The following is a 19,760-nucleotide window of genomic DNA, read 5'->3' as shown; positions in this document are numbered from 1 at the left end:
TCCGCCGTTTGCGTCGATTCAAAATGAGACCACGGACGAGCAGTCCGCAGTTGGGAATAAGTCCACCAAATCTCTGTTTAAGAAGTACTTCTTTTCCTGATTGGACGGGCTTCAGTGCTGGCCCGCCAGGAATTGCGCAGGCACGGCGTGGCTGCTGCCACGCATGATGAAGAGCGCGGGTCCCGGAAGCAGAAACGTCGTATTCATTCAACGAATCCAGGGGTTGGTGGTGCGCACACGTGCACCGAGGGTTTTGAGAAGCTGGATCAGACCTAAATAGGCCCGGTCGACATAGGGCAGCTCCTCCGGCAAGGACTGCAGATGCCGAAGTGCCTGGCGATGATGTTCCGCTGATGGACGTGGGTATGGCGGGTGGTGCGTAAAGTCATACACCTCCACGGTAAACGGCAACTTCTGCCAGGCATGCCGCTCGGCCATTGCCGGCAGCAGCAGCTGGCAAAAGTCCTGCTCATTCAGATGCGGCCCAATCAGGCCTAGGTCCCGATAGGCCTGCTGCATGGCACGGTGGTCCGCCGGGTCGCGCAACTGGGCCGACCAGAGCGCGCTGAGCGCTTGGCAAAAGTCAGCGTCCAGCGCGCGGGTGCAGCCAAAGTCCAGCAGACCCAGTCGGCCGTCCGGCATGAACAGATAGTTGCCCGGATGCGGGTCGGCTTGCAAGCAGTGCAGCACAAAGGTGCAATGAAAGAAGGTATCAAACAGCAACTGACCAGCCTGATCACGTGCGTTTTGATCGGGTTCGGTCAGCAACCATTCGTTGAGATGCAATCCCGGCAGGCGTTGCATCGTCAGCACGCGGCGTGTGGTGCGGCCCATTACCGGCTGGGGGACCACCAGGCCCGGCAGCGTGAGATGCTGTGCAAACCATTGCATGGTCTGTGCCTCATGCAAATAGTCCAGCTCCTCGGCCAGTTTCTGTTCGATGTCATCCATCATGCGCGCGATGATATCGGCTTTGAGCAACATATCCGAGCGTTCCCCCAAGGCTTGCAGCAGGCTGCGTAGCATACGCATGTCGCTGCCAATGGAGTCCGCCATTCCGGGGTATTGGAGCTTGACGGCCACTGCCAGACCGTCCGCCATGATGGCGGCGTGCACCTGCCCCAGACTGGCGGCAGCAAAGGCGACAGGCTCGAATTGCTGGAACAGGGCTTGCGGATCCTGGCCAAACTCCTGGCGCATCACTTTGATCACCAACGCGCGGTTCAGCGGCGTGACCTGGTAGTGGGCGCGAGCCAGTTCCTGGCGCACGCCCTCGGGTAAAAAGCCCAGTTCCATGCTGAGCAGTTGTGAGGCTTTAAGTGCCGTGCCCTTGAGCTGATTCAACGCGGCAAACAGGATGCGCCCGAGTTCCGCCTCATGTGCCATGCGGGCCTGATCCATTTTCGCCTCGTCGCACGTGATCGACTTGGCCTTATGGCCCAGGTGTGTCAGCCCGGCCCGCGCCACTGCCATGCCGACAATCGCCCCACGCGAAAGACGCCCGGTACGCGGCAAACGCGAAACTGTGTTCGTCTTGGTCGTGGGCGTCATGAGCGTACCCCTCCCAAGCCGCGACGGGCCAATTGCAGCAGATCCAGCAAGCCATTGCCGTCTTGCATCAGGCGCGCAAGCTGGCTGCGCACCATGAAACCTCCCAGTTCCAGCAGCTTGTCCACCAAGCCACTGCGCAAGGCTAATACCAGCACGCCCAAGCTCAAATCGACCATTTGCGTGGTGTTGGTAAATTGGTCGGAGGTGTCGCGTAGCCAGTACGCAATGACGCCGTACACATAGTCGGCCAACAGTCCAGCCAGACTGGGCTTGAAGCCGCAAGGCACGATTTCACCGCTCGCCTCGGCCTGCTCCAGCATCTGGACGAAGGTTTGCCGGAGCAAAGGCTTGCCGGGTAGTTGCTCGCCCAACAGCAGCGTGGGAGTGCGCTCCACCATGCCGCGCGCCAGACCCACAAATTCACGGTCGGCCAGCAAACCTTCCAGCAGACTGTTGACTACCAGTTGCAGGCGTTCCTGCAGCGAAAATTCGTTCTGCCCCTCCGTCTTGTCGGCCTGCGCCACTGCGTCTGCAATTGCTTGCTCAAAATAGGCGGTTACCAGTTTCTCCTTGGTAGGGAAGTATTTGTAGATGGTGGCATCACCCACGTCGGCGGCACGCGCGATCTGCTTCATCGTGGTGCCCTCAAACCCATGCTGGGTCATCAGGTCTACTGCGGTCTGAATGATCAGCCGATGGTTTTTGGCTTGTTGGGCTTTGGAAGTACGCATGATCGAAATTTGAAGAAGAGTGGAATGTCGGGGGCAAAACAATCAAGTCTGGCCCCACCATGTAAGTAGTGCGGCGGTGAGTAGGCAGACTCAGCCGGAATACCGTGCCCTGGAACCAAGAAATACCAAGGCCGCCCCGGCCAGCATGACGACGGCGCATGCCTGCACAATGAATCCGGCCAAGCGGCTGCTCACCGAAGGGAATGCCAACTGCAGCAGAACGGCGGTAATACAGAGGCCGAAGACGGTCAGCACATGCCGGCGGGACCCGTGTATGCGTACGTGCCACTCAAGGAGCACGCCGCCAGCATTGCTTGGCGCCAGTTTGCCGCACCGGAGTCGATTGAAGATGCGTTTTTCTCCCCAAACGGAGTGAATCATAGCGACCAGGCCGATCGTTGCCACTGCAGCCACAAAATATTCATTCATATTTGCCATACCCCCTGGTATTACCTCATGCCCTGCACTGCGACATCAATATACGATATTTACTATCGATTAAAGCAATGTAATGCACTTCCATTAAGTAGTCAATGAGCATTGCTTAATAAAAAGGAAGATGAATTAAAAGCATGGGTTCATACTGCAATCCATCGAACTTAGCAGCGCCGCGCCTCAGCACGGCTTCTGACTTAGTGATTTGTGCGATCTCGGACGTGGGACTCGAGGCTTCGATTTGATGATGCCAGGGCGGTGCGAGTAGTTGCGGTAGGCAATCAATAGTAGTGCGTCGAGCAGACGCTTGGCGAAGTCGGCGTCGAGCAGCAGTGCAAGCAGTAGCGGCTTGAGGATGGAGTGGCGGCTGCGCGGTTGATGCGCCACGCCGGCGGCAGCACCACCTCGCGCAGTGCCGTTCCGGTCGCACCGGTCGGGGCGGCCAGCGAGACTATCCGCTCGTCATCGTCTGAGCGCAGGAAGTCGCACGCACGCAAAGCCGGCGTTACCGCCTTTCTCGAGGCGCACGCAGATGCCGACACCGCGCTCGTTGAGCGCGGCGCCCAACCAGCACAATGGATAGTCTCCGTGACCATGGGGAAAGCCACCCTGCTCCGATATCTGCCGCGACGACGCTGGCATACGATTCGGCATCGGGCAGGCCGGCGCCAGCTTCAATCGTAAGCATAGGAAATCCTTCATTCTTAATAAAAATTTAATTGGTGAAATTTTTCAATAAAATTGTCGCATAATTAATTTCGGTATCTTTTTAACATCAAAATAGGGGAAATAATGAACTTATACACAGCTGTCAAAGTTGCACTGCCGAGCATTATTTTGTGCGCTTCCTTCCATGTACAAGCAACAACCTTTTCCAACGAGTTCAACGGTGGCGAACTAGGTTACTTGGGCGCAACAGGTTCGACTACTTATGGAGAAACCTTTACTTCTCCAGGCGGAGTGCTGAACGATTTCACCCTCTATGCGTCTTCCGGTTATGGCACTTCAAATTATGGCACCGGCTATGTCGGATTCGGGATTTCTGCATGGGACGGAACCAAAGCCGTCGGTCCCGCCTTGTACACGAGTGCTCCAATCCCATACAGTGGCAAAACTAAAGCATTTGAAGCAACCGGACTCAATCTGGCATTGCCACTTAATAAAGAATACGTAGCATACTTAACAGTTGCAGGCATCCAAAATCCAGTTTATTTCGTTAGGATGCAAGGATCCAACAACAATGGCGAATTAACAGGGAACCACGTTTATTCGAATGCCGTGGATCCCCTTAACGCAAGTCAGCCGTGGGGTGTGGATAAGACGTATTACATGAGATTTACGGCAAATTTCACAAATAACACCATTCCTGTTCCTGAGCCAGAAACCTACGCCATGTTACTGGCCGGCTTGGGCATAGTCGGTTTCGCTGGCCGACGCAGGTTTAAATCGGCTTGATGGTGATGGCCAAGACTCAAGTCTTGGCCGCTTTGGCCGACCTCTGGGCCGATGCAGCCGGCGCGGCGATTGCTTGTAACAACGCGGCGCCGGCATCTGTGGCTGCCTGGAAGGTGGCAGCTTCGTCGCTCAGGCGCTTCGCTTCGGCTTCGTTGGCGGCGGCCTGCTTGGCGACGTGGATGACGGCCGCCTCGTTTTCGCGCGCTTGCTCGGCAACGCGATCTTTTTCGGCCGCCAGCTCGCGTTGCAGCACCTTCAGCCAAGGACAGCACGCGCAACTTCGCGGGCGCAGAAGCGGCCGCATCGAACGGAACCTCCTTCCCGTCGTCATGTACGTAGACTGGCTTGCCATCCTGGACAACGACATTGCCGTTTGCTTCAAGACATAGTTGCTTGCGTCAAACTCATGCAGATGATCGGCGAAGGTCAGTTCGCAATGGCTCGCACGGTGATGATGCCGTTCGCCGACCAATTTTATGCGCTGGCAGGACAGGTCCGTCCAGTTTGAGAGTTCAAGTGCCATGCCGGGAAAATTTCACCTACCGATCAACAACGCGACAGAACCATCGTTATGACACCTTTGAAGCCGCTGCGTTACTGGCTACTGCTGCTCCTGTGACGGTGATCAATCCGCATCATGCAAGGGATTTCGCCAAGGGACTTGGTTTGTTGGACAAAACGGAACAGGTCGGCAGCTGGGCGTTGCCGCGCCAGCGCAGTGGACTCGGCGGCGAGCACCTTGGCCTGCCAGCGGCGCGAGAAACCTCGCCGGGACTGGTTAATGCCGCCGAGCACATTCTGCCCGGTTTCCCGGGCACAGTGATCCAGGGCCTGGCGCAGCATCGTATCGATATTGGTCAGGGAAACCTGATACTCGTCCGCAACCTCCTGGCGTGTTTTTTCTTCGATCCTCAGGGCGACCAGCACGGAACGGTGCCGGTACGGCATGCGCTGCATCGCGCGCTCGACCTCGGCCAGGTCCGAGCGGGCTAGCGCAATCAGGTCCGGGCCGGGCGCTGGATCCGTCAGATGCTCGATTGCCGTGGCATCGTCGTATTGCGCAGACCGCCTGCCACGCAGCTCGTCCATCGCGACATTGCACGCCACCCGGTAGACATAGGCGTTCGGGTTTTGCACGGATACCGGGGTGCTGGCGTCCGCCAGGCGTAGCCAGGCGTCGTGCAGGCAATCGCTGGCCAAGTCGGGACAACCGAGATTGCGCAGCAACCGGCGGTGCAGGCGGGCATAGTTCGCCACGAGGAAATCGCGCAGCACGATGCCCGGGGCATGCTCGCCGAACGGTTCTGCTACGAGCGCATCGCTAATATTGGAGGCCTCCAGGCCATCCAGGGTACTCGGGTTCATGACATCTACCTCGGTGTTCGGCTGCAAGAATGGGGGAGCGCCCCGGCCTGTCCCCTGCACGGGGCAGGAAACAGGCGGGCACGCGCTACATGCCGCTGGACTGGCGCTCCTGCTGCAACTGGCGCAGTTGCTCCGGGCTCAGGCGCGCAAGCTGCTTGGCGTCAAAATCCCGCCCCACGCCAAGGAACTGCACCGGACTGGCAGGGTCGTAGGGAAGGCCGCGGGCGGACTGCAAGCCGGCCCGCGGTGGCGGCGGCGGTGCTTCCGCCTCCCCCTCCATCGGCTCGTTGCCAAAGCCGAGCAGGCGCACCGTGAAGATCGACGGCAGGTTCTGGCGCGTCGTCGCGCGTTCGCGCTGCAGCACGTCCTGCGCGGCGGCCGTCGCCTGCGAGGCTGCCGCACTGGCATTGCTCAATGCGCCGACGTTCACCGCCGCCATGGCCGGCATGCCCGTCGACTCGCCCTTGACGGCGATATTGGCCGCATTGACCACTTGCAGGGCCGCCAGGTTCACATTGCCCGACACGCGGATACCCGCTTCGCCCGCGTCGATGGTCCCCAGGGGCGCGATCAGATCGATGTCGCCGGCCGGCACTTCGGGAATCGGCGCCAGCGTGGCGATACCGGCACCGGTGCTCGGCACGTCCGATGACAGCGTGACGTTGCCCCACTGGTCATACACGCGCTTAGGCGGCGTGTAGACCACGGTGGTCTTCGAACCCCGGCCGGCATTGATGTCGCCCTCGGCCGACCAGCTCATGATGCCGCCGCCGAACGTGGTCATGATCCGGCTCTGGCCCAGCAGGATGCTGCCGAGCGAGTAGATCGCGATGTCGCCCGCGCCCTGGGTCAGTACGCCCGACTCGGACGGCGGCGCCTCGCCCTCGATGCCGTAGACCTGGCGGCCGCCCGGCGTCATGAGCTCGATATTGCCACCGAACAAGGTGCGTACGAAGCCGCTGCGCGGCGTGGCGCCGGCCCTCCCGCGGAACATCGTGATGTCGCCGCTGTAGTTGATCGGCGTTCCGTCCGCCCTCCCCTTTGGAAATAGCGCCGCGATGGCATTGCGCCCGCGCAGGTAGCTGCCGAAGCGCGCGCCGTCCGCGTCGTTGTACTCGCGCCCGCCTGCCTTGAGTTCGGCGAAGTACACCTGGCGCGCAAAGATGCGTTGCTGCGTTGCCGGCAGTGCGTCGAAGAAAGCCTGCGCCTCGCCGGCCGTGCCGGTGAAGCCCAGGCCGTGGGCCGGTTCGGCCAGCCAGGTGGCCAGCTCGGCCTCGTAGGTCTTGACGACCTTGCCCGGCTGCTCAGCCAGCGGCATGCCAGCCTGGGCGCGCTTGCCTTCGCCGAGGTAACGCGCCAGGAAGCCCTTGTAGTCGGCGCCGTTCACACCTACGCCGGCCAGCATCGAGATGCTCGCGCCGGGCCGGCTGTCGCCCGGCACCACAGGCCCCAGGCTGGTCACGCCCGCGCGGTCTTCCATCTGGATGTGGCGCCCTGCGGTGATCTCCAGCGTGCCGGGGCCCGCCACGTTAAAACTGCTGTAGACGATGTCGCGACCGGCCGAGACTACCGACACGTCGGTCGGGGCGCTGTGCGCGAACAGGTTGCCCGAGCTTTCATAACGCGCGCCCAGGCCCGCGTCAGTGGGCAGGGCCTGACCGATAGGCGTGCCGCTGCCAACGATGTCGCGCCCGGCCATCATCCACACCGGCTGCACGGCCTCGTAGTAAGTCTGGCCAGCGCGTGTCGGGTCGTTGGACGTAAAGACGTTGATGCGGCCCGTGGCCACACCCACGAGGTCGCCGTGCAGGGCATAGAAGCGCGCCGGTTCGCTGCCATGTTTGCCGCCTGCCGAAACAGTGTTGGCGCCCAGTGCGAACAATGGCCTGCCATTCTCGATGAGGTTGCCGGCCTCGGCGAGATTGCTCACAACTGTGCCGTTCGCCAGCGTGCCCCGGAAAGCCGGATGGAAGGGCGTGGCCATGGCACTCTCGGCTGCGCCCGAGGGGCTCACGGTGTAGCCGCCGCCATGGATCGAATCGCTGGCAAGAAACTCCAGCAGGCTGTTGGCCGATGGCGCCAGCACCAGCGCGCCGGTCGCCTCTGTCATCCTGTCCGTGGCCATGCTGCCATAGTAGAGGCTGCCGCTGGCCGCAACCGCGCTCAGGATCGACGGGTAGACGTTCGCCATGTCGGTCGGGAGTGCGCCAAGGTTGGCCATCTGCGGCGTCAGGTCGCCTCCGGCCGAGAACAGGCGGATGGCGGTGTTCGGCGTCCACAGCGTGAACCAGCTGTCGCCGCTGCCCTTGACCGCGCCGACGTTGAAGGGTGTAGCCTTCGGCAGCACGGCACGGCCCGCGTCGTTGGCATCCGTCACGACCAGGTCGCCGCGCGTGTTCAGCTGGTAGCTCGCATCGCCCGGCACCAGCAGCATGCCGCCCTGCGCCACCGCGCGCCCGGCCGAGAACGGATCAATGGCCTGAGGGTCGCGTTCGGACAGTTGGCCGGTGTACTGCGCGTAGCGCAGCGACTGGGTGCCCATCGCGCCGGCTTGCATCTGCACGTCGCCGCGCAGGTTGACGACGGAGCCATTCAGCACGGCGTTGGTCTGGATGTCGTTCAAGGGATCGAGCGCCAAGGGATTGAGTGCGCCGCCGACGCGCAGGCTCAGATCGCCCCCGCCGGTGAGCACCAGGCTGCCATCGGCCAGTACGCGGCCGGTGCCGCCCACGGCCAGCACCAGGCCGTCGCTGCGCAGGTTGTCCGTGCCGGTGCGAACGGCCGCACCCCGCTGGGACACAAGGCCCGCGTCGCCGCCCACGTCCACGCGCAGGTCGCCGCCGCCCAGCGTGCCGTAACCGGTGAAACCCAGCAGTGTGTCGGTCGTACCGCGCGTGGCGTAGCTGCCAAAGTTGATCCACCAGGCCGCAGCCTGATCGTTGCCTCCCCCGAGCGTGCTGCCGCTGCCCTGGCGCCACAGCCAGTTGGCGGTGTCGTTGGTCGTCACGCCCTTATCTGCCGGGTTGGGGCGGCCGACGCCGGTCGAGGCGATGGCCTGCGCCGCCTCGCCGGTCAGGTTGCCGCCGGCCTGCAGCGTGAGGTTGCCGCCGCCGGCCGGGTACCAGGCGCGCGCCAGGCTCTCGGCCCCGCCATCGACGAACTTCTCGTAGCCCGTGTTCTTGTCGCTCAGCACCGTGCCGCTGCTGCCCACCACGCGCGGCAGGTTATACGGGTCGCCGGCCTGCGTGGCCTGCGACGAGGCGCCGGCCGTATAGACGCCGTAGAGCGAGTGCATGCCCAGGTTGCCGGCCGCGCGCAGGTCAAGGTCGGCGGCGCCGGTGCGCAGCACGCTGAAGCGGGTGCTGCCGGGCAGGTATTCGTAGTAGATGTTCACGGGCAGCGAGACGCAATAACTGGAACTTCCCTTACATAGCGCCTCAGCCGTCTTGAACGAGCCTCCGGTCAACCGCGCGACATCGGCATCGAGTATCGGCGTATCCGCAAGCGCAGGCTCCTTGAACCTCCGCGCTGCGGACGCCGACCAATTGAACGCGTAGACGGGCGTGCAATAGGCCCCGTTCGCCCCGCACAGCGCCGCAGCGGTCTGGTATCTGCCGCCCATGAGTTGGCTGGCGACTTCGTCGGTGATCTCTACGCCTGCCTTCAAGCCCAGATCGGCAGCCGCGAGCGATGTCCATGCAAACGCGCCTTTGAACGGCAGCGCCTTGGCGAACAGACCGTAGTGGGTGTCGGCCATGCGCAGGCCGCCCGCTGCGGGGTTCTGCTGCAGCGTGCGCGGGTCGGCCGCACCGAGGTCGGCGCCGCCCGCCAGTTGCAGCGACCACGACTGCGAGCCTTCCGGCAGCATCGCGGCCACGCCCCATAGCCGGCCCGCGCCGCCAGGACGAAGCTCGACCGACTTGGCGTCGCCCGGCAACCTGATGTCGGTCGAAGAAGGCAGCAGCGCCCCCACGGGCAAGGTCGTGTCGCCATGCATCAGGTACTTCACGCCCACGGCCGGCAGCGCGACGCCCTTGGGCCAGACCAGCGCGTCCAGCATGGTGGCGCCCGACAGGCGCGTGCCCGCGTCCAGGCGCGTGCCTTGTGGCAGCGTCACGGTTTCACCGGCGATGCTGCCGGCCGCGTGAATAATCTGGCCCGAGGCATCGCGCACGTTGGCAGCGAGCACGGTCCCGGCGGGCAGCAGCATCTCAGCCGTCAATTCGCTGGACACGGGGATCAGCGTGCCGGCGGCAAAGTCACTCGACTGGATCGGCAGGTCAAAATTGAGCGCGTTGCCGCCTTCGAACGCCGTGCCATCGGCCAGCACGACGCCGGCACGCGGGATCACCGTGTCGGCGCCGAAGAAATTATTTCCCGAAAGCAACAGCCAGCCTTTGTCGTCCTGCGTGGCGGGCGGAGGCGCGAAGCCGTCGTTGATGCTGCCATAGATATCGAGGTTTCCGGCTGCGCGAATGCGCAAGGTGCCGACTTCGCCCGAGCCATAGACGCCGGTCTTTGGCGTGTGCGGGTTGACGCTGGCGTAGCGGTAGCCTGACAGGTCCAGGTCGCCCGACACGACGATGTCGCCACCCGGGTTGATCAGCGCATTGCTTGCGATCTCGATGCCGGGACGCAGATGGAAGGCGTCGGCATAGGCCGGGTTGCGCAGGCCGGCAAGCTTGCCGGTCATGAGGCTGGCGCGCGCCAGTGCGGCATCGATGAAATCGTTGTTGTCGTCGTGCTTGTCCTTCAGCCAGGTCTGGGTGATCTCCTGGTAAGGTCGTCCGCTGGCAGCCGGCGTGCTGACCAGCGGGGCGTCGTCGTAGCGTTGCATGGCGTTGACCGCGATGGAGCGAGCGCCGCGGATGTCGAGCGCACCGCGCGCGTCAATGGCGATGTCGCCGTAGACCGCCGCATTGCCTGCCCCGTTGATACCCGGCAAGCCGTTGGTGCCGATGCGCGGCGCCGAGAGTTCGAACGTGCCGCGTGCGCGGCCGTCGTTCTGCCCCGGCTGCGTGCCCAGGGTCGCGGCTGTGCCGTGGCGCAGGTCGACGCGTGCGCCGTCGGCCAGCGTCAGCACGCCGCCCTGCGTACTCAGGTCGACGATCGCGCGGTTGGGCGAATCGATGATTTTGCCGTAGCTATCCACGCGCAGCAGCGTGCCGTGCGCATCGAGCACGGCCGAGCCCGCCACCGTCAGGGCGTTCTTCGCCGCGAGGTAGATGCGGCCCGCGCGCTCGCCGCTGGCGTCGACGGTGCCGTTGACCGTCAGGCTGCCGTTGTCGACCGACACGTTGACCTCACCGGCCTTCAAGCCGTCGCCGATGGCAAGGTCGCCCTGCTTGAGCTGGAAGGTGCGCGTGCCGGACACGCCGCCTTCGTTGAGCCTCTGGTTGAGAGATGCGAACTGGCTGTCGGGCGCTGCGCCATCACCGAGATGCTGTGCGCGCACTTCCACGCCGCCAGCCTGATAGGGCACGAGCGTGCCACCCGCGTCGTAGCGCCCCGTGCTGCCGCCGCGGATCGCGCCCTGCAGGTCGACCACGCCGGCCTGGTCACCCAGCGCCAGGGCCTTGAGCGTGCCGGCGCGGTTGTTCCGCGCCGACAGGTCGATCACCGAGCCCGCGGCCTGGCGCACATTGCCGGCCAGGCTTTCGAGCGTGACGTCGCCGCCCCAGCTGTACTTGGACACGTCGTTGAAATCGATCTTGCGGCCGGCCAGGTCGAGCTGCGCGCGCCCGGTCAGCGTGAGGTCCTTGTCGGCGGTCACCACAAGCTTGCCAGTGGGCAGTGCCAGCATGGTGTCGATGATCACGTCGCGGCCCGCAAGGCGCAGTTCCGCGCCGAGTGCGGCATCGGCGACCGGTGTAGTCAAAGGCACGGAAGCGCTCACGCGCAGGTCGCCGCCCGCGGTGATGCGGTTGACCGAGCCCGCCGCGCCTGTCACCAGCGGCGCGTCGATGCCGAGGTTGCCGCCGCTGTAGGCATAACCCTTGCCGGCTTCATACGCGCCTTGCGACTGGTAGACCGAGAGGCTGCCCTTGTTGTTGGCGGTGATCCGCTCGCCGGCCTTGAGCCGCACGTCAGCGAAGCCCAGCGCCAGACGCGCGTCATCGCTGGTGCCCGCGGCTTGCGTGCCTGGGCCATAGCCAAATTCGATGGTCCCGGCCTCGATGGCCAGCGTGCCGCTGCCGGTGCCGGCGCCGCCCGTGACTACGGCGCCGGGCGCCACGGTCGATCCGGTCCAGATCAGGTGGCCGGTGCGGATGGTCGCCACATCGCCGGCCGCACCCGCGCCGTAGATGGCGGGCGTACCCAGCACCAGGCGCGCGAGCGTGGATTTGCCGGTGGCCGGGTCGATGGTGTCGAGCGAGGCGCTGCCGAAGAATCGCAGGCCGCCGCTGGCGTTGAGCTGCAACGTCTCGAGCGCCGGGGCGCCGTACCGCGTGTCGCCGCGCAGCAGGCGGTCGAGCAAGCTCTGGTTCAACACCAGGCCGGACGGTAGCGTGTTGCGCGCGGCCGCGTCAGCCAGCGCCACGCTGTCGCCGACGTTGATGCCCTGCACCGCCAGCGTGAGGTTGCGCGTGCCGTAGCGCACCGTGTCGTCGAGTACGAAACGGTCGGGCGTGGACAGCGCGATGGTGCCCTGGGAATACAGCTCGGTCTGGCCCGCGCAGGGCGAGGCGGTGCATGTGCCGATCTGCAGGCTGCGGTTCCCCAGCAAGTCCACGCTCGGCAGGCCCGGCAGCATGCTGAGCACGCCGTTGGACACGGCCACCAGATTGCCGGCCGTACCCGCGTAGAAAAATCCATCGGCCGAGTCATAGGCCGCGCGGCCCTTGCCCAGTGTGTTGACACCCGCGCCCTGCTCGATCACGAGGTGGCTCGCGTTATCGGTGTTGGTGGCATCGGCCAGCAGAAACACCTCGGGAGCCGACAGCACCGCGCCCTGACGCAAGGTGAGTCCGTTCGTCCCTGGGTTGAACCTCACAATGTTGCCGCCCGAGCCGTATTCCACATACTGCAGACCGCCTAGCATGAGCCGCGATGCGCCCATTGCATTGAGCGCATCAGCGTTCAGCGTCACGCCCTCGAAGCCGGCGGTAGCCTTCGCACCGCCGCGCACGACCTCGATCTGGCTTTCAGGCCCCCCATATCCCGCAAAAACAGCCACCGCGCCGCCGTAGCCGCCCTTGGCCGCGTCGAAGCGGCCGATACCCTCGAAATGGAAAGCGTCGGCGCCGGCGTCGGCGCCAGTGTTCGGCATGAGGGCCAGCAGCAGCGTGCGCGCGTCCGCGGGTGCCATCGCGCGCGGCACGCCGATGCGCGCGGCGTCGCTGACGATGAACTGGTTGAACGAGGTCTCGTTGTACTGCGAGTAGGTACGCAGCACCTCGGCCGGTGTAAGGATCGCTTGGCGGAACAGCGTATCGCCGATGGCGGTATTGGCGATGCCGAGCCGCGCGGCGGCCGACCACGAGCCGTTGCGCATCGCGCTGCCGGGCTGCGCCGCGCCCTGCCCGGCGCTGTCGTTGAGCTCGACGCGGAAGGCACCAGGCATCAGGGCATAAGTGGAAGGCATCAGCGTGTAGGTGCCCGCAGGCAAGCCCGGCACGCCGGCACCCAGCGTGATCTGCTGGCCGATCAGCGGGTCGACCGCGCCCCGTTCGCCGCCCGCCGGGGCGACCGGGGCTTGCACGCCGGGCACGACGGCATACACCGGGTTGCCCGCGAGACCGGGCAGGCTGAAGCTGCCATCGGCCGCAGTGCGCACCAGCGGGTGGTAGCGCGCATCGGTCGAGCCGCCGCGGCCACCGATAAAGCCAAAGCCCTTGAGTTCGCCGCCGCCCGAGAGGTCCAGTACCGCGCCAGGCTGCACATTGACGCTCGCTCCGCCCAGCGTGAGGCCGACCGTCAGCGCCTGTCCGCGCGAATCTGCGCCGCCCACGCCGATCAACTCCACCTTCGTGCCGTCGTAGAGGTAGTTGATGCCGTCAACCGTGCCGCCATAAGGCATCAGCAGGCCGTTGCCACTGACCGAGGTCAGGCTCCCAGGCAGGAAGTCGACCCGCGTGGTGTTTGCGTCGCCGATGCGCAGGCTGCCCAGCGGCACGCGCAGCACGCCGCCCTGCTCGATGGTCGCGGCGCCGAGCGTCAGGCCGCCAAAAGCCGCATAAGGCACCGCCGGCGCGGATTGCCCCTTGCCTTCGATGCGCAGCACGCGATCCGGTGCATAAGTGCCGTCGGGCAACACACCCGCCTGGATCGAGGCCGAGACGCCGATGGCCGGGTAGATTTGCGCAGCCCGCAGTGTGAGGTCGCCTGGGGTGGCCAGGCTGGTCGTCGGCACGCCGTTGGTCAAGGCCGGCACGTCGGACAGAAAACGCAAGTCGCCGTCGCTTTGCAGCGTGGTCTGGCCGAAGCCGCGCCGCTCCACCCTGATGCTGCCCGGGTTCTCCGGCGTGTCGCTGTCGGACGATATCGGTATATCGCCGTTGACACCGGACATTCGAACCGACGAGCGCACGTCGATGAGGCCGGCATGCACCACCAGATGCGCCTCGGAGGGTAGCCAGTCGCCGGCGCCGATGACGCCGAAGCGACCTCGGGTCACGTCCCCCCCCAAGCTCTGCGTGATGCCGGCCAGCCGCACGTAGGGTGCTTCCAGCGTAATGTGCGCGTCGTTGCGCGCGTTGTCGGCCAGCATCAGCGCGCCGTAGGTCGACAAGCTCTGGCCGAGCCGCAGGCTGGCGTTGTCTTCCAGGCTGATGCCGCCCGCGCTGAGCAGCGCGAGGTTGTCGAAGCCGCCCCGTGTGACGGTGTCGACGCCCAGCCGGCCGTGGCCATAGACCAGCGCCGCATCGGCCGCGCCGGGGGCCAGTCCGGCCGGCAGGTCCGACGGCCCCTGCAGCCCACCGATCACCAGGTCGCGGTAGTTGCGCACCGCGTTCTCGGCCAGCGTGTACTGCGCCGGGCCGGAACTCGTGCGCACTTCGGGCGATTCCAGCGCGACTTGCAGCGTGCCGCCGGCGGCGCCCGCGCCGCCCGAGCGGGCCAGCAGTTCGCCGTCCAGGTAGAAGCCGTTGTTCGAGGCCAGCGCGATATGCCCGCCGCGGCTCGCCACCGCGACCGGGCCGGCAGCGCCCATGTCGAGCACGGCGGCGGTACCCGAGGCATCGAGCACGGCACCCTCGCGCACGACGATGAAGCCGTTGGCGGCCGTGGCCGAACCGTCGCTTTCCTTGATCTCGCCGCCGATCACGATGCTGCCACCGTCGCGCACGATGCCGTAACGCCGGCCGTGCGCATCGAGCGCGGTCGCGGGCGTGGCGGACACGTCGATCACCGCCTGCTCGCCGAGCCAGATCGAGCGGCTGTGCGCCCCATCCACGGCATGCTCCTGCTCCATGCGCGTGAGGTCGAGGTTCTTCAACGAAATACTGCCGCCGTGCGCCAGCAGCCGGCCTTGCAGCGTGAGCTGGCCGACACTGCGCACGTCGATGGCCTGGCCGGGATCGACCGTGATCTGCGCATCCCGACCAATGACTGCAGCCACCGTCGGCAGGTCGGCTGCCAGGGTCTGCACCGTGCCCGCTTGCAGGCTCAGGCTCGCACCGGCACGCTGCGTGAGCACGCCCTTGGCGGCATCCTCGGTGTAGAGCAGCGGCGTCCAGGCCTGCAGTGCTTTGCCCAAAACGGCGGTGCTCGCGACATTCCTGGCTTCGGGCGTTACGCGCAGCACCGGCATCGTCACCTCGACCTGCGTGCCGTCGGTCACCGTGATGCCGCGGTCGCCGATGAGTGCATAGCGGCTGAAGCCCTTGTCGAAGAAGTTGCCTGAGAGGAGTAATGTGCCTGGCTCGGCCGAAGTGTCTGCCCCCCCTCGACCGTCCGTGACGAGCATGCGCCCGGTCTGCAAGCTCAGCGTGCCGCCACCCGAGGTGCCCCAGCCGCGCAGCACGCCATCGGTCGCCAGCACGCCCTCGCCACCGCCGGTCTGCGCATTCGCCTGCAGCCGGACGTCGCCGCCCTTGCCGCCTCGCTGCGAGGTACCGTTGGCCAGCAAGGCCGCACCCGAGGACACGTCGATGACGCTACCCTGGGCCAGCAGCACGTCTGCGCTGCTGCGGATCGATACGCTGCCGCCGTTGCGCCACGCCATGTTGCCGGTATCGGCAGGATCGAGCCACAGGTTGCTCCACAGGCCGCGCGTGTCCAGTGCCACGCCCCGGGCCACCGCCACGCCCGCGCGCACGCCTTCGGGCGTGGTGGTCTGCGTGGTGTCATCGAGGCGGTTGGTGCTGGCTTGCGCGAGCGTGTCGCCCAGGCGGATGCTGCCGCCGTGCGTCGTGAGGTCCGCGTTCACACCGACTTTCGGGCCGTAGAGCGCGATGTCGCCGCCATTGCCCAGCGTCAGCGCCGAGTCCACCGTGATCGAGTTCTCGGCCGCAATACGTACTGCACCCAGCGAGAAGCCGTTGAGCAACGTGGTGTCGAGGGTCAACGTGTCCTGGCGCGCGGCTGGCAACGTCGCCGTGAGGTCGAGCCCGGCTGCGATGCGTTCGGCCGTGTCGCTCAGGACCACGTTCTTCACGCCAGCGGTGTCGAGCCGGCGGTGCATCAGGCCGGTATTCTTGTCGTAGAGGGTGCCGTAGGTGCCGACCACCAACTGCCCGCCGCGCGCCACCGCCATCTGCGACTGGTCATACCCGTCGAGTCCGGCCTGCGCCGCCTGCGTCTGGCCGCTTCCCCGGAAGGTGTCCCCCGCGATGTCGCCCTCGAGCACCGCGTTCTTCGTCCTGACCACCAGCACGCCCGCATCGCGGCCCACCGTGTAACCGCTTTCCAGCCTGCGCTGCTGTCCGATCAGCGGGTTGTAGTAATAGCCGGTCGCCTTCTCGCCCCAGCGTTCGTGCTTGTCTTCGTAGCCCTTGTAGACGCCCGTGTAGCGCTGGTCGCCCGGGGCCTTGTTCACTTCGTACAGCCGCCCATCGGCCCCTTTGAGCCAAGTCTGATTGATGAAACCGCTCTGCACATTGACCGTGCCGCCCGAGAGGTTGATGCTGGAGCCGGCCTGCGTGACCACATCGTTGCCGCCGAAGCTCACCGTGCCGCCCTGCGCCATCCATTCGCCCACGGTGTGGCCCGCGGTGCCAAGATAGCCGCCCACCTCCAGCAGGCCGCCCGCCGTGTACCAGCGCTCGGTGGCGTAGCCGTTCGTGCCCTTGGGTACGAACACCAGGCTGCGGCGGTCGATCCACATGTCGTTGCTGTTGAGGGTCTTGCCATCCCGGTTGACCGGCGCATCGCGCTGTTCATTGCCCTGGACGTTGACCTTGACGTTGTTCGATTCCATGGCCAGGTTCACGCCCACGGCGCCGGAAACGTCGATCCGCGCGCGCTCACGCACCAGGCTGCGCTGGGCTGCATCGATGACGATCTGACCGCCGGTGGCCAAGGTCAGGGAGTCGCTCTGGAAGTCGGCCGTGCCGCTGCTGCTGATCTCGATGCGGGACTGGTCGCGGCGATCAGTGATGGCCACGATGTTCTCGGGAGTGCTGATTGCCGGTCCTCGCAGGCTGTCGCGCTGGCTGTCCAGGGCCCTCTTGCCGTCGTCCTCGATCACCACGGCAGTGGCTGCACCCTGGCCGAGGGCGACCTTGCCGTCCGCGCCGATGGCGTTGAGGTGCACGGTGCCGCGCGTGGTGACGCTGGTGGTGGCAAGGACGATGCCGTTTTGCTGGACGTCACGCCCAACCATGGTAACGTCGCCCTCGCGAGCCTGGATCAGGCCGGTGTTGCTGACCTTGCCCGACAGGCTGTCGGTACTGAACTGCGGAGTGATCTCGTTGCCGCGCGTGGTCGACGCCTGGTTGCCATCGGTGCCGACACCCTTCTTGATGATGAAGTTGTCGCCGGCCGCAAGCGCAGTCTGGCCTTTCTGCGTGGCGATGTCTCCCCCGTTGTGCACCTCCTTGCCGAGCAACAAGACATAGCCGCCCCCTTCGGTGGAAGTCTTCGGGGCCAGCGTGGCGATCCGCGCACCGGCCTGTATCTCTACCTTGCCCTGGGCATTGGTAAAGCTGGGCTGGCTGGCATTGGCCGTGTAGATGCCGCTGGTCTTGAACTGGCCGTCGTCGATCTGGGCGGCGGCAGCGACGAGGTTGCGCGTATTGACCTGGCTGCTGCCATTAAAGACGATGCCGTTGCGGTTGACAATGAGTACCGTGCCATCGGCCTTGATCTGGCCCTGGATTTGCGAGGGCCGCGCGTTCGGGTCATTGACGCGGTTGAGAACGGCCCACTCCTTTTGCTGCCTGAATTCGACCGTCGTGTTGCGACCGACATTGAACGTCTCCCAGTTCAGGATAGCCTTGTCGGCCGTCTGTTCGATGACGACGTTGCTGCGGCCGTCGACCTGGGTAAGCACAGGGGCATTGGCGTTGTGCCAGCCTGCGCTCAGCGAATTGGTGTCGATTTTCAAGCCACCCACGGTCATGCCGTCGGGAATGGATGCCCCGTTCGCTGCCGCCAGGCGGGCGGCAGCCTGGGCCGACTGCTGCGCCGCGATGCCGCGCGCGGCCAGATTCAGGTTGCTGATGGAGCGCTGCAGTTGCTCGTTGGCCTTCTGCTGCTGTCCAAGCGGGCTCGTCAGGTTGGATGCGGGCAAGCCATTGGGCAGCCGGCCCGTTTGCGATGCCGTGTCCCGGACCGTGCCCTTGTCGGCAAACCATGCCGGACTGAACGCGCGCTGCGCATGGGCCGGCACCGTCACCGCGCCGGCGGCCAGCGTCAGCGCGATGGCCCGCGCCAGCGGCGCCAGCCTGAATACCCGATCCTGTTTGCGTATCGTTTGATTTTCCCTGCCACTGCGCCCGCGTGTGTTCATGTAAGTATCCGCCTGGTCATTGAGTCGATGCCGTCCGGCTGCCCGTCTCGCCCCGGCCAGCCACATTCATGAAGGCCTTCCCCATCGCAGCCGAGTAGCGCCGGCGACAGGAAGAGCCCCTATGCAAGGGTGACGAACCGCACCACGCAAATACCGCAAACTTTTTTGAAACTATTTTTGTAAGCTCTGCGCACAGCCCGAAATACGGCGCACAGCGCCGGGCGGACGCGCGCGCCAACGTGCCGGGACTTGCCGTGCAAGACGATGGAGCGAGCCGTTCAGCTCAAGAGCAGCAATCCCGCCGGCAGCGACCGTGCCTGCAGCTGAAACGATTCCTGCAACTGCCACAGCGCCAGGTCCAGCGAGGCCGTGAAGAAACGCCCGCTGACGGGCTTGTTACGCACGGCATCGTTCATCAGCACCACGCGGCCGGCGCGGTAACGATTGATTTCGTCGAGCACGTCGGTCAGAGGGGCCTGGTCAAACACCAGCATCCCCTGGCGCCAGGCCGACACTGTTTTCGGGTCGATGCCGGCGATGTCGCCCAGCGAACTGGCGCCATAAACCAATTGCTGGCGCGCATGCAGCTGACGCGCGCCGGCCGGATGCTCCACGCGGACGGCGCCTTCGATACAGGTGACGCAAACCTTGCCATCGAGGTGGCGCACTTCGACCCGTCCGGATTCGAGCAGGCTGCGGCCAACGCCGGCCACGACGGCAAAGGCCGGCCCTGCAGCCCTCAGATCGATGGACGCTTCGCCCGTGAGCAGATCCAGGCCGACCAGCCTGCCGCCATCGGTCTGGCGGCGTATGCTGGTACGCGTATTGAGGATGACGTCGACACCCTGGGACAGGGCCAGCGTGCGCTGTTCGCCAGGGGCGGTGCGCTCGTCTGCAGCCCACTCGTCCGGCCCCGGCCACAAGCCCAGGGGCGGATGGACCACGGCCACGCCGGCGACGGCCGCCGCGCCGATGGCAGCGCCGAGAAAAGCCCGCCGTCCGCCGGGCGCAAGCAAGGGACGGCGCGCGCGCGCCGGCACGGCTTCCGGCCTGGCGCGCAGCAACTCGCGGGCCGGGGCCTCAAGCGCATCCCAGCGCCGCTTCACGTCGTTGTACGCGGCCTGGTGCGAGGGACTGGACTTGACCCAGCGCCGGAACCGTTGCGCATCCACTTCGCGCGCGTCTCCCGAGGTGAGCAGGCGCAACCAGTTCCACGCCTGGGCTTCCAGCTCGGCGGACGAAGCGGCGCGGCTGTCCTTGGGCGGCGGCGTCTTCATCGTGTCAGGTCCAGCGGCCAAGCCGGGCCGCAAGGCAGGAAACCTGCGGGCTGC

The 19,760-nt window shown here is 65.4% G+C and carries 8 protein-coding genes; 1 reads left to right on the top strand and 7 read right to left on the bottom strand.

What is annotated here, in order from left to right; all coding sequences use genetic code 11:
- Window positions 1-207: 207 nt before the first annotated feature.
- From O3298_RS11065 to O3298_RS11055, 3 genes are all read right to left on the bottom strand, one after another.
- Window positions 208-1,551, bottom strand: coding sequence for an AarF/ABC1/UbiB kinase family protein (locus O3298_RS11065; protein ID WP_305059353.1), 1,344 nt, complete (start codon window positions 1,549-1,551; stop codon window positions 208-210).
- Entirely contained in the window at window positions 1,548-2,282 is a 735-nt protein-coding gene (locus O3298_RS11060) for a TetR/AcrR family transcriptional regulator (protein WP_289907086.1), read from the bottom strand. Before O3298_RS11060 ends, O3298_RS11065 begins: the two co-directional genes overlap by 4 nt.
- A gap of 90 nt (window positions 2,283-2,372) precedes the next feature.
- Entirely contained in the window at window positions 2,373-2,720 is a 348-nt protein-coding gene (locus O3298_RS11055; protein ID WP_305059352.1) for a hypothetical protein, read from the bottom strand.
- A gap of 789 nt (window positions 2,721-3,509) precedes the next feature.
- On the opposite strand from O3298_RS11055, the gene O3298_RS11050 reads away from it, so the two are divergent.
- Window positions 3,510-4,172 (top strand): PEP-CTERM sorting domain-containing protein, encoded by a 663-nt coding sequence (locus O3298_RS11050; protein ID WP_305055685.1) that lies wholly within the window; start codon window positions 3,510-3,512, stop codon window positions 4,170-4,172.
- Window positions 4,173-4,188: 16 nt separating this feature from the next.
- Here the strand turns inward: O3298_RS11050 and O3298_RS11045 are convergent, their stop codons facing one another.
- From O3298_RS11045 to O3298_RS11030, 4 genes are all read right to left on the bottom strand, one after another.
- Complete coding sequence (locus O3298_RS11045; RefSeq protein ID WP_305059351.1) at window positions 4,189-4,695, bottom strand: hypothetical protein; 507 nt, start codon at window positions 4,693-4,695, stop codon at window positions 4,189-4,191.
- 71 nt (window positions 4,696-4,766) lie between these two features.
- Window positions 4,767-5,537 (bottom strand): RNA polymerase sigma factor, encoded by a 771-nt coding sequence (locus O3298_RS11040; protein ID WP_305059350.1) that lies wholly within the window; start codon window positions 5,535-5,537, stop codon window positions 4,767-4,769.
- Between the two features lie 85 nt (window positions 5,538-5,622).
- On the bottom strand, window positions 5,623-18,429 hold the full coding sequence (locus O3298_RS11035) for a filamentous haemagglutinin family protein (protein WP_305059349.1): 12,807 nt from the start codon (window positions 18,427-18,429) through the stop codon (window positions 5,623-5,625).
- Between the two features lie 278 nt (window positions 18,430-18,707).
- Entirely contained in the window at window positions 18,708-19,706 is a 999-nt protein-coding gene (locus O3298_RS11030) for a FecR domain-containing protein (protein WP_305059348.1), read from the bottom strand.
- Window positions 19,707-19,760: the final 54 nt, after the last annotated feature.

The sequence above is a fragment of the Janthinobacterium sp. SUN137 genome (genome assembly GCF_030587265.1).
Taxonomy (GTDB): Bacteria; Pseudomonadota; Gammaproteobacteria; order Burkholderiales; family Burkholderiaceae_D; genus Janthinobacterium; species Janthinobacterium kumbetense.
This window is presented reverse-complemented; position numbering and strand designations above follow the sequence as displayed.

Excerpts from the sequence above, each read along its gene's own strand:
- O3298_RS11065 (WP_305059353.1), bottom strand. The coding sequence starts at position 1,551 with ATGACGCCCACGACCAAGACGAACACAGTTTCGCGTTTGCCGCGTACC.
- O3298_RS11060 (WP_289907086.1), bottom strand. The coding sequence starts at position 2,282 with ATGCGTACTTCCAAAGCCCAACAAGCCAAAAACCATCGGCTGATCATT.
- O3298_RS11055 (WP_305059352.1), bottom strand. The coding sequence starts at position 2,720 with ATGGCAAATATGAATGAATATTTTGTGGCTGCAGTGGCAACGATCGGC.
- O3298_RS11050 (WP_305055685.1), top strand. The coding sequence starts at position 3,510 with ATGAACTTATACACAGCTGTCAAAGTTGCACTGCCGAGCATTATTTTG.
- O3298_RS11045 (WP_305059351.1), bottom strand. The coding sequence starts at position 4,695 with ATGGCACTTGAACTCTCAAACTGGACGGACCTGTCCTGCCAGCGCATA.
- O3298_RS11040 (WP_305059350.1), bottom strand. The coding sequence starts at position 5,537 with ATGAACCCGAGTACCCTGGATGGCCTGGAGGCCTCCAATATTAGCGAT.
- O3298_RS11035 (WP_305059349.1), bottom strand. The coding sequence starts at position 18,429 with ATGAACACACGCGGGCGCAGTGGCAGGGAAAATCAAACGATACGCAAA.
- O3298_RS11030 (WP_305059348.1), bottom strand. The coding sequence starts at position 19,706 with ATGAAGACGCCGCCGCCCAAGGACAGCCGCGCCGCTTCGTCCGCCGAG.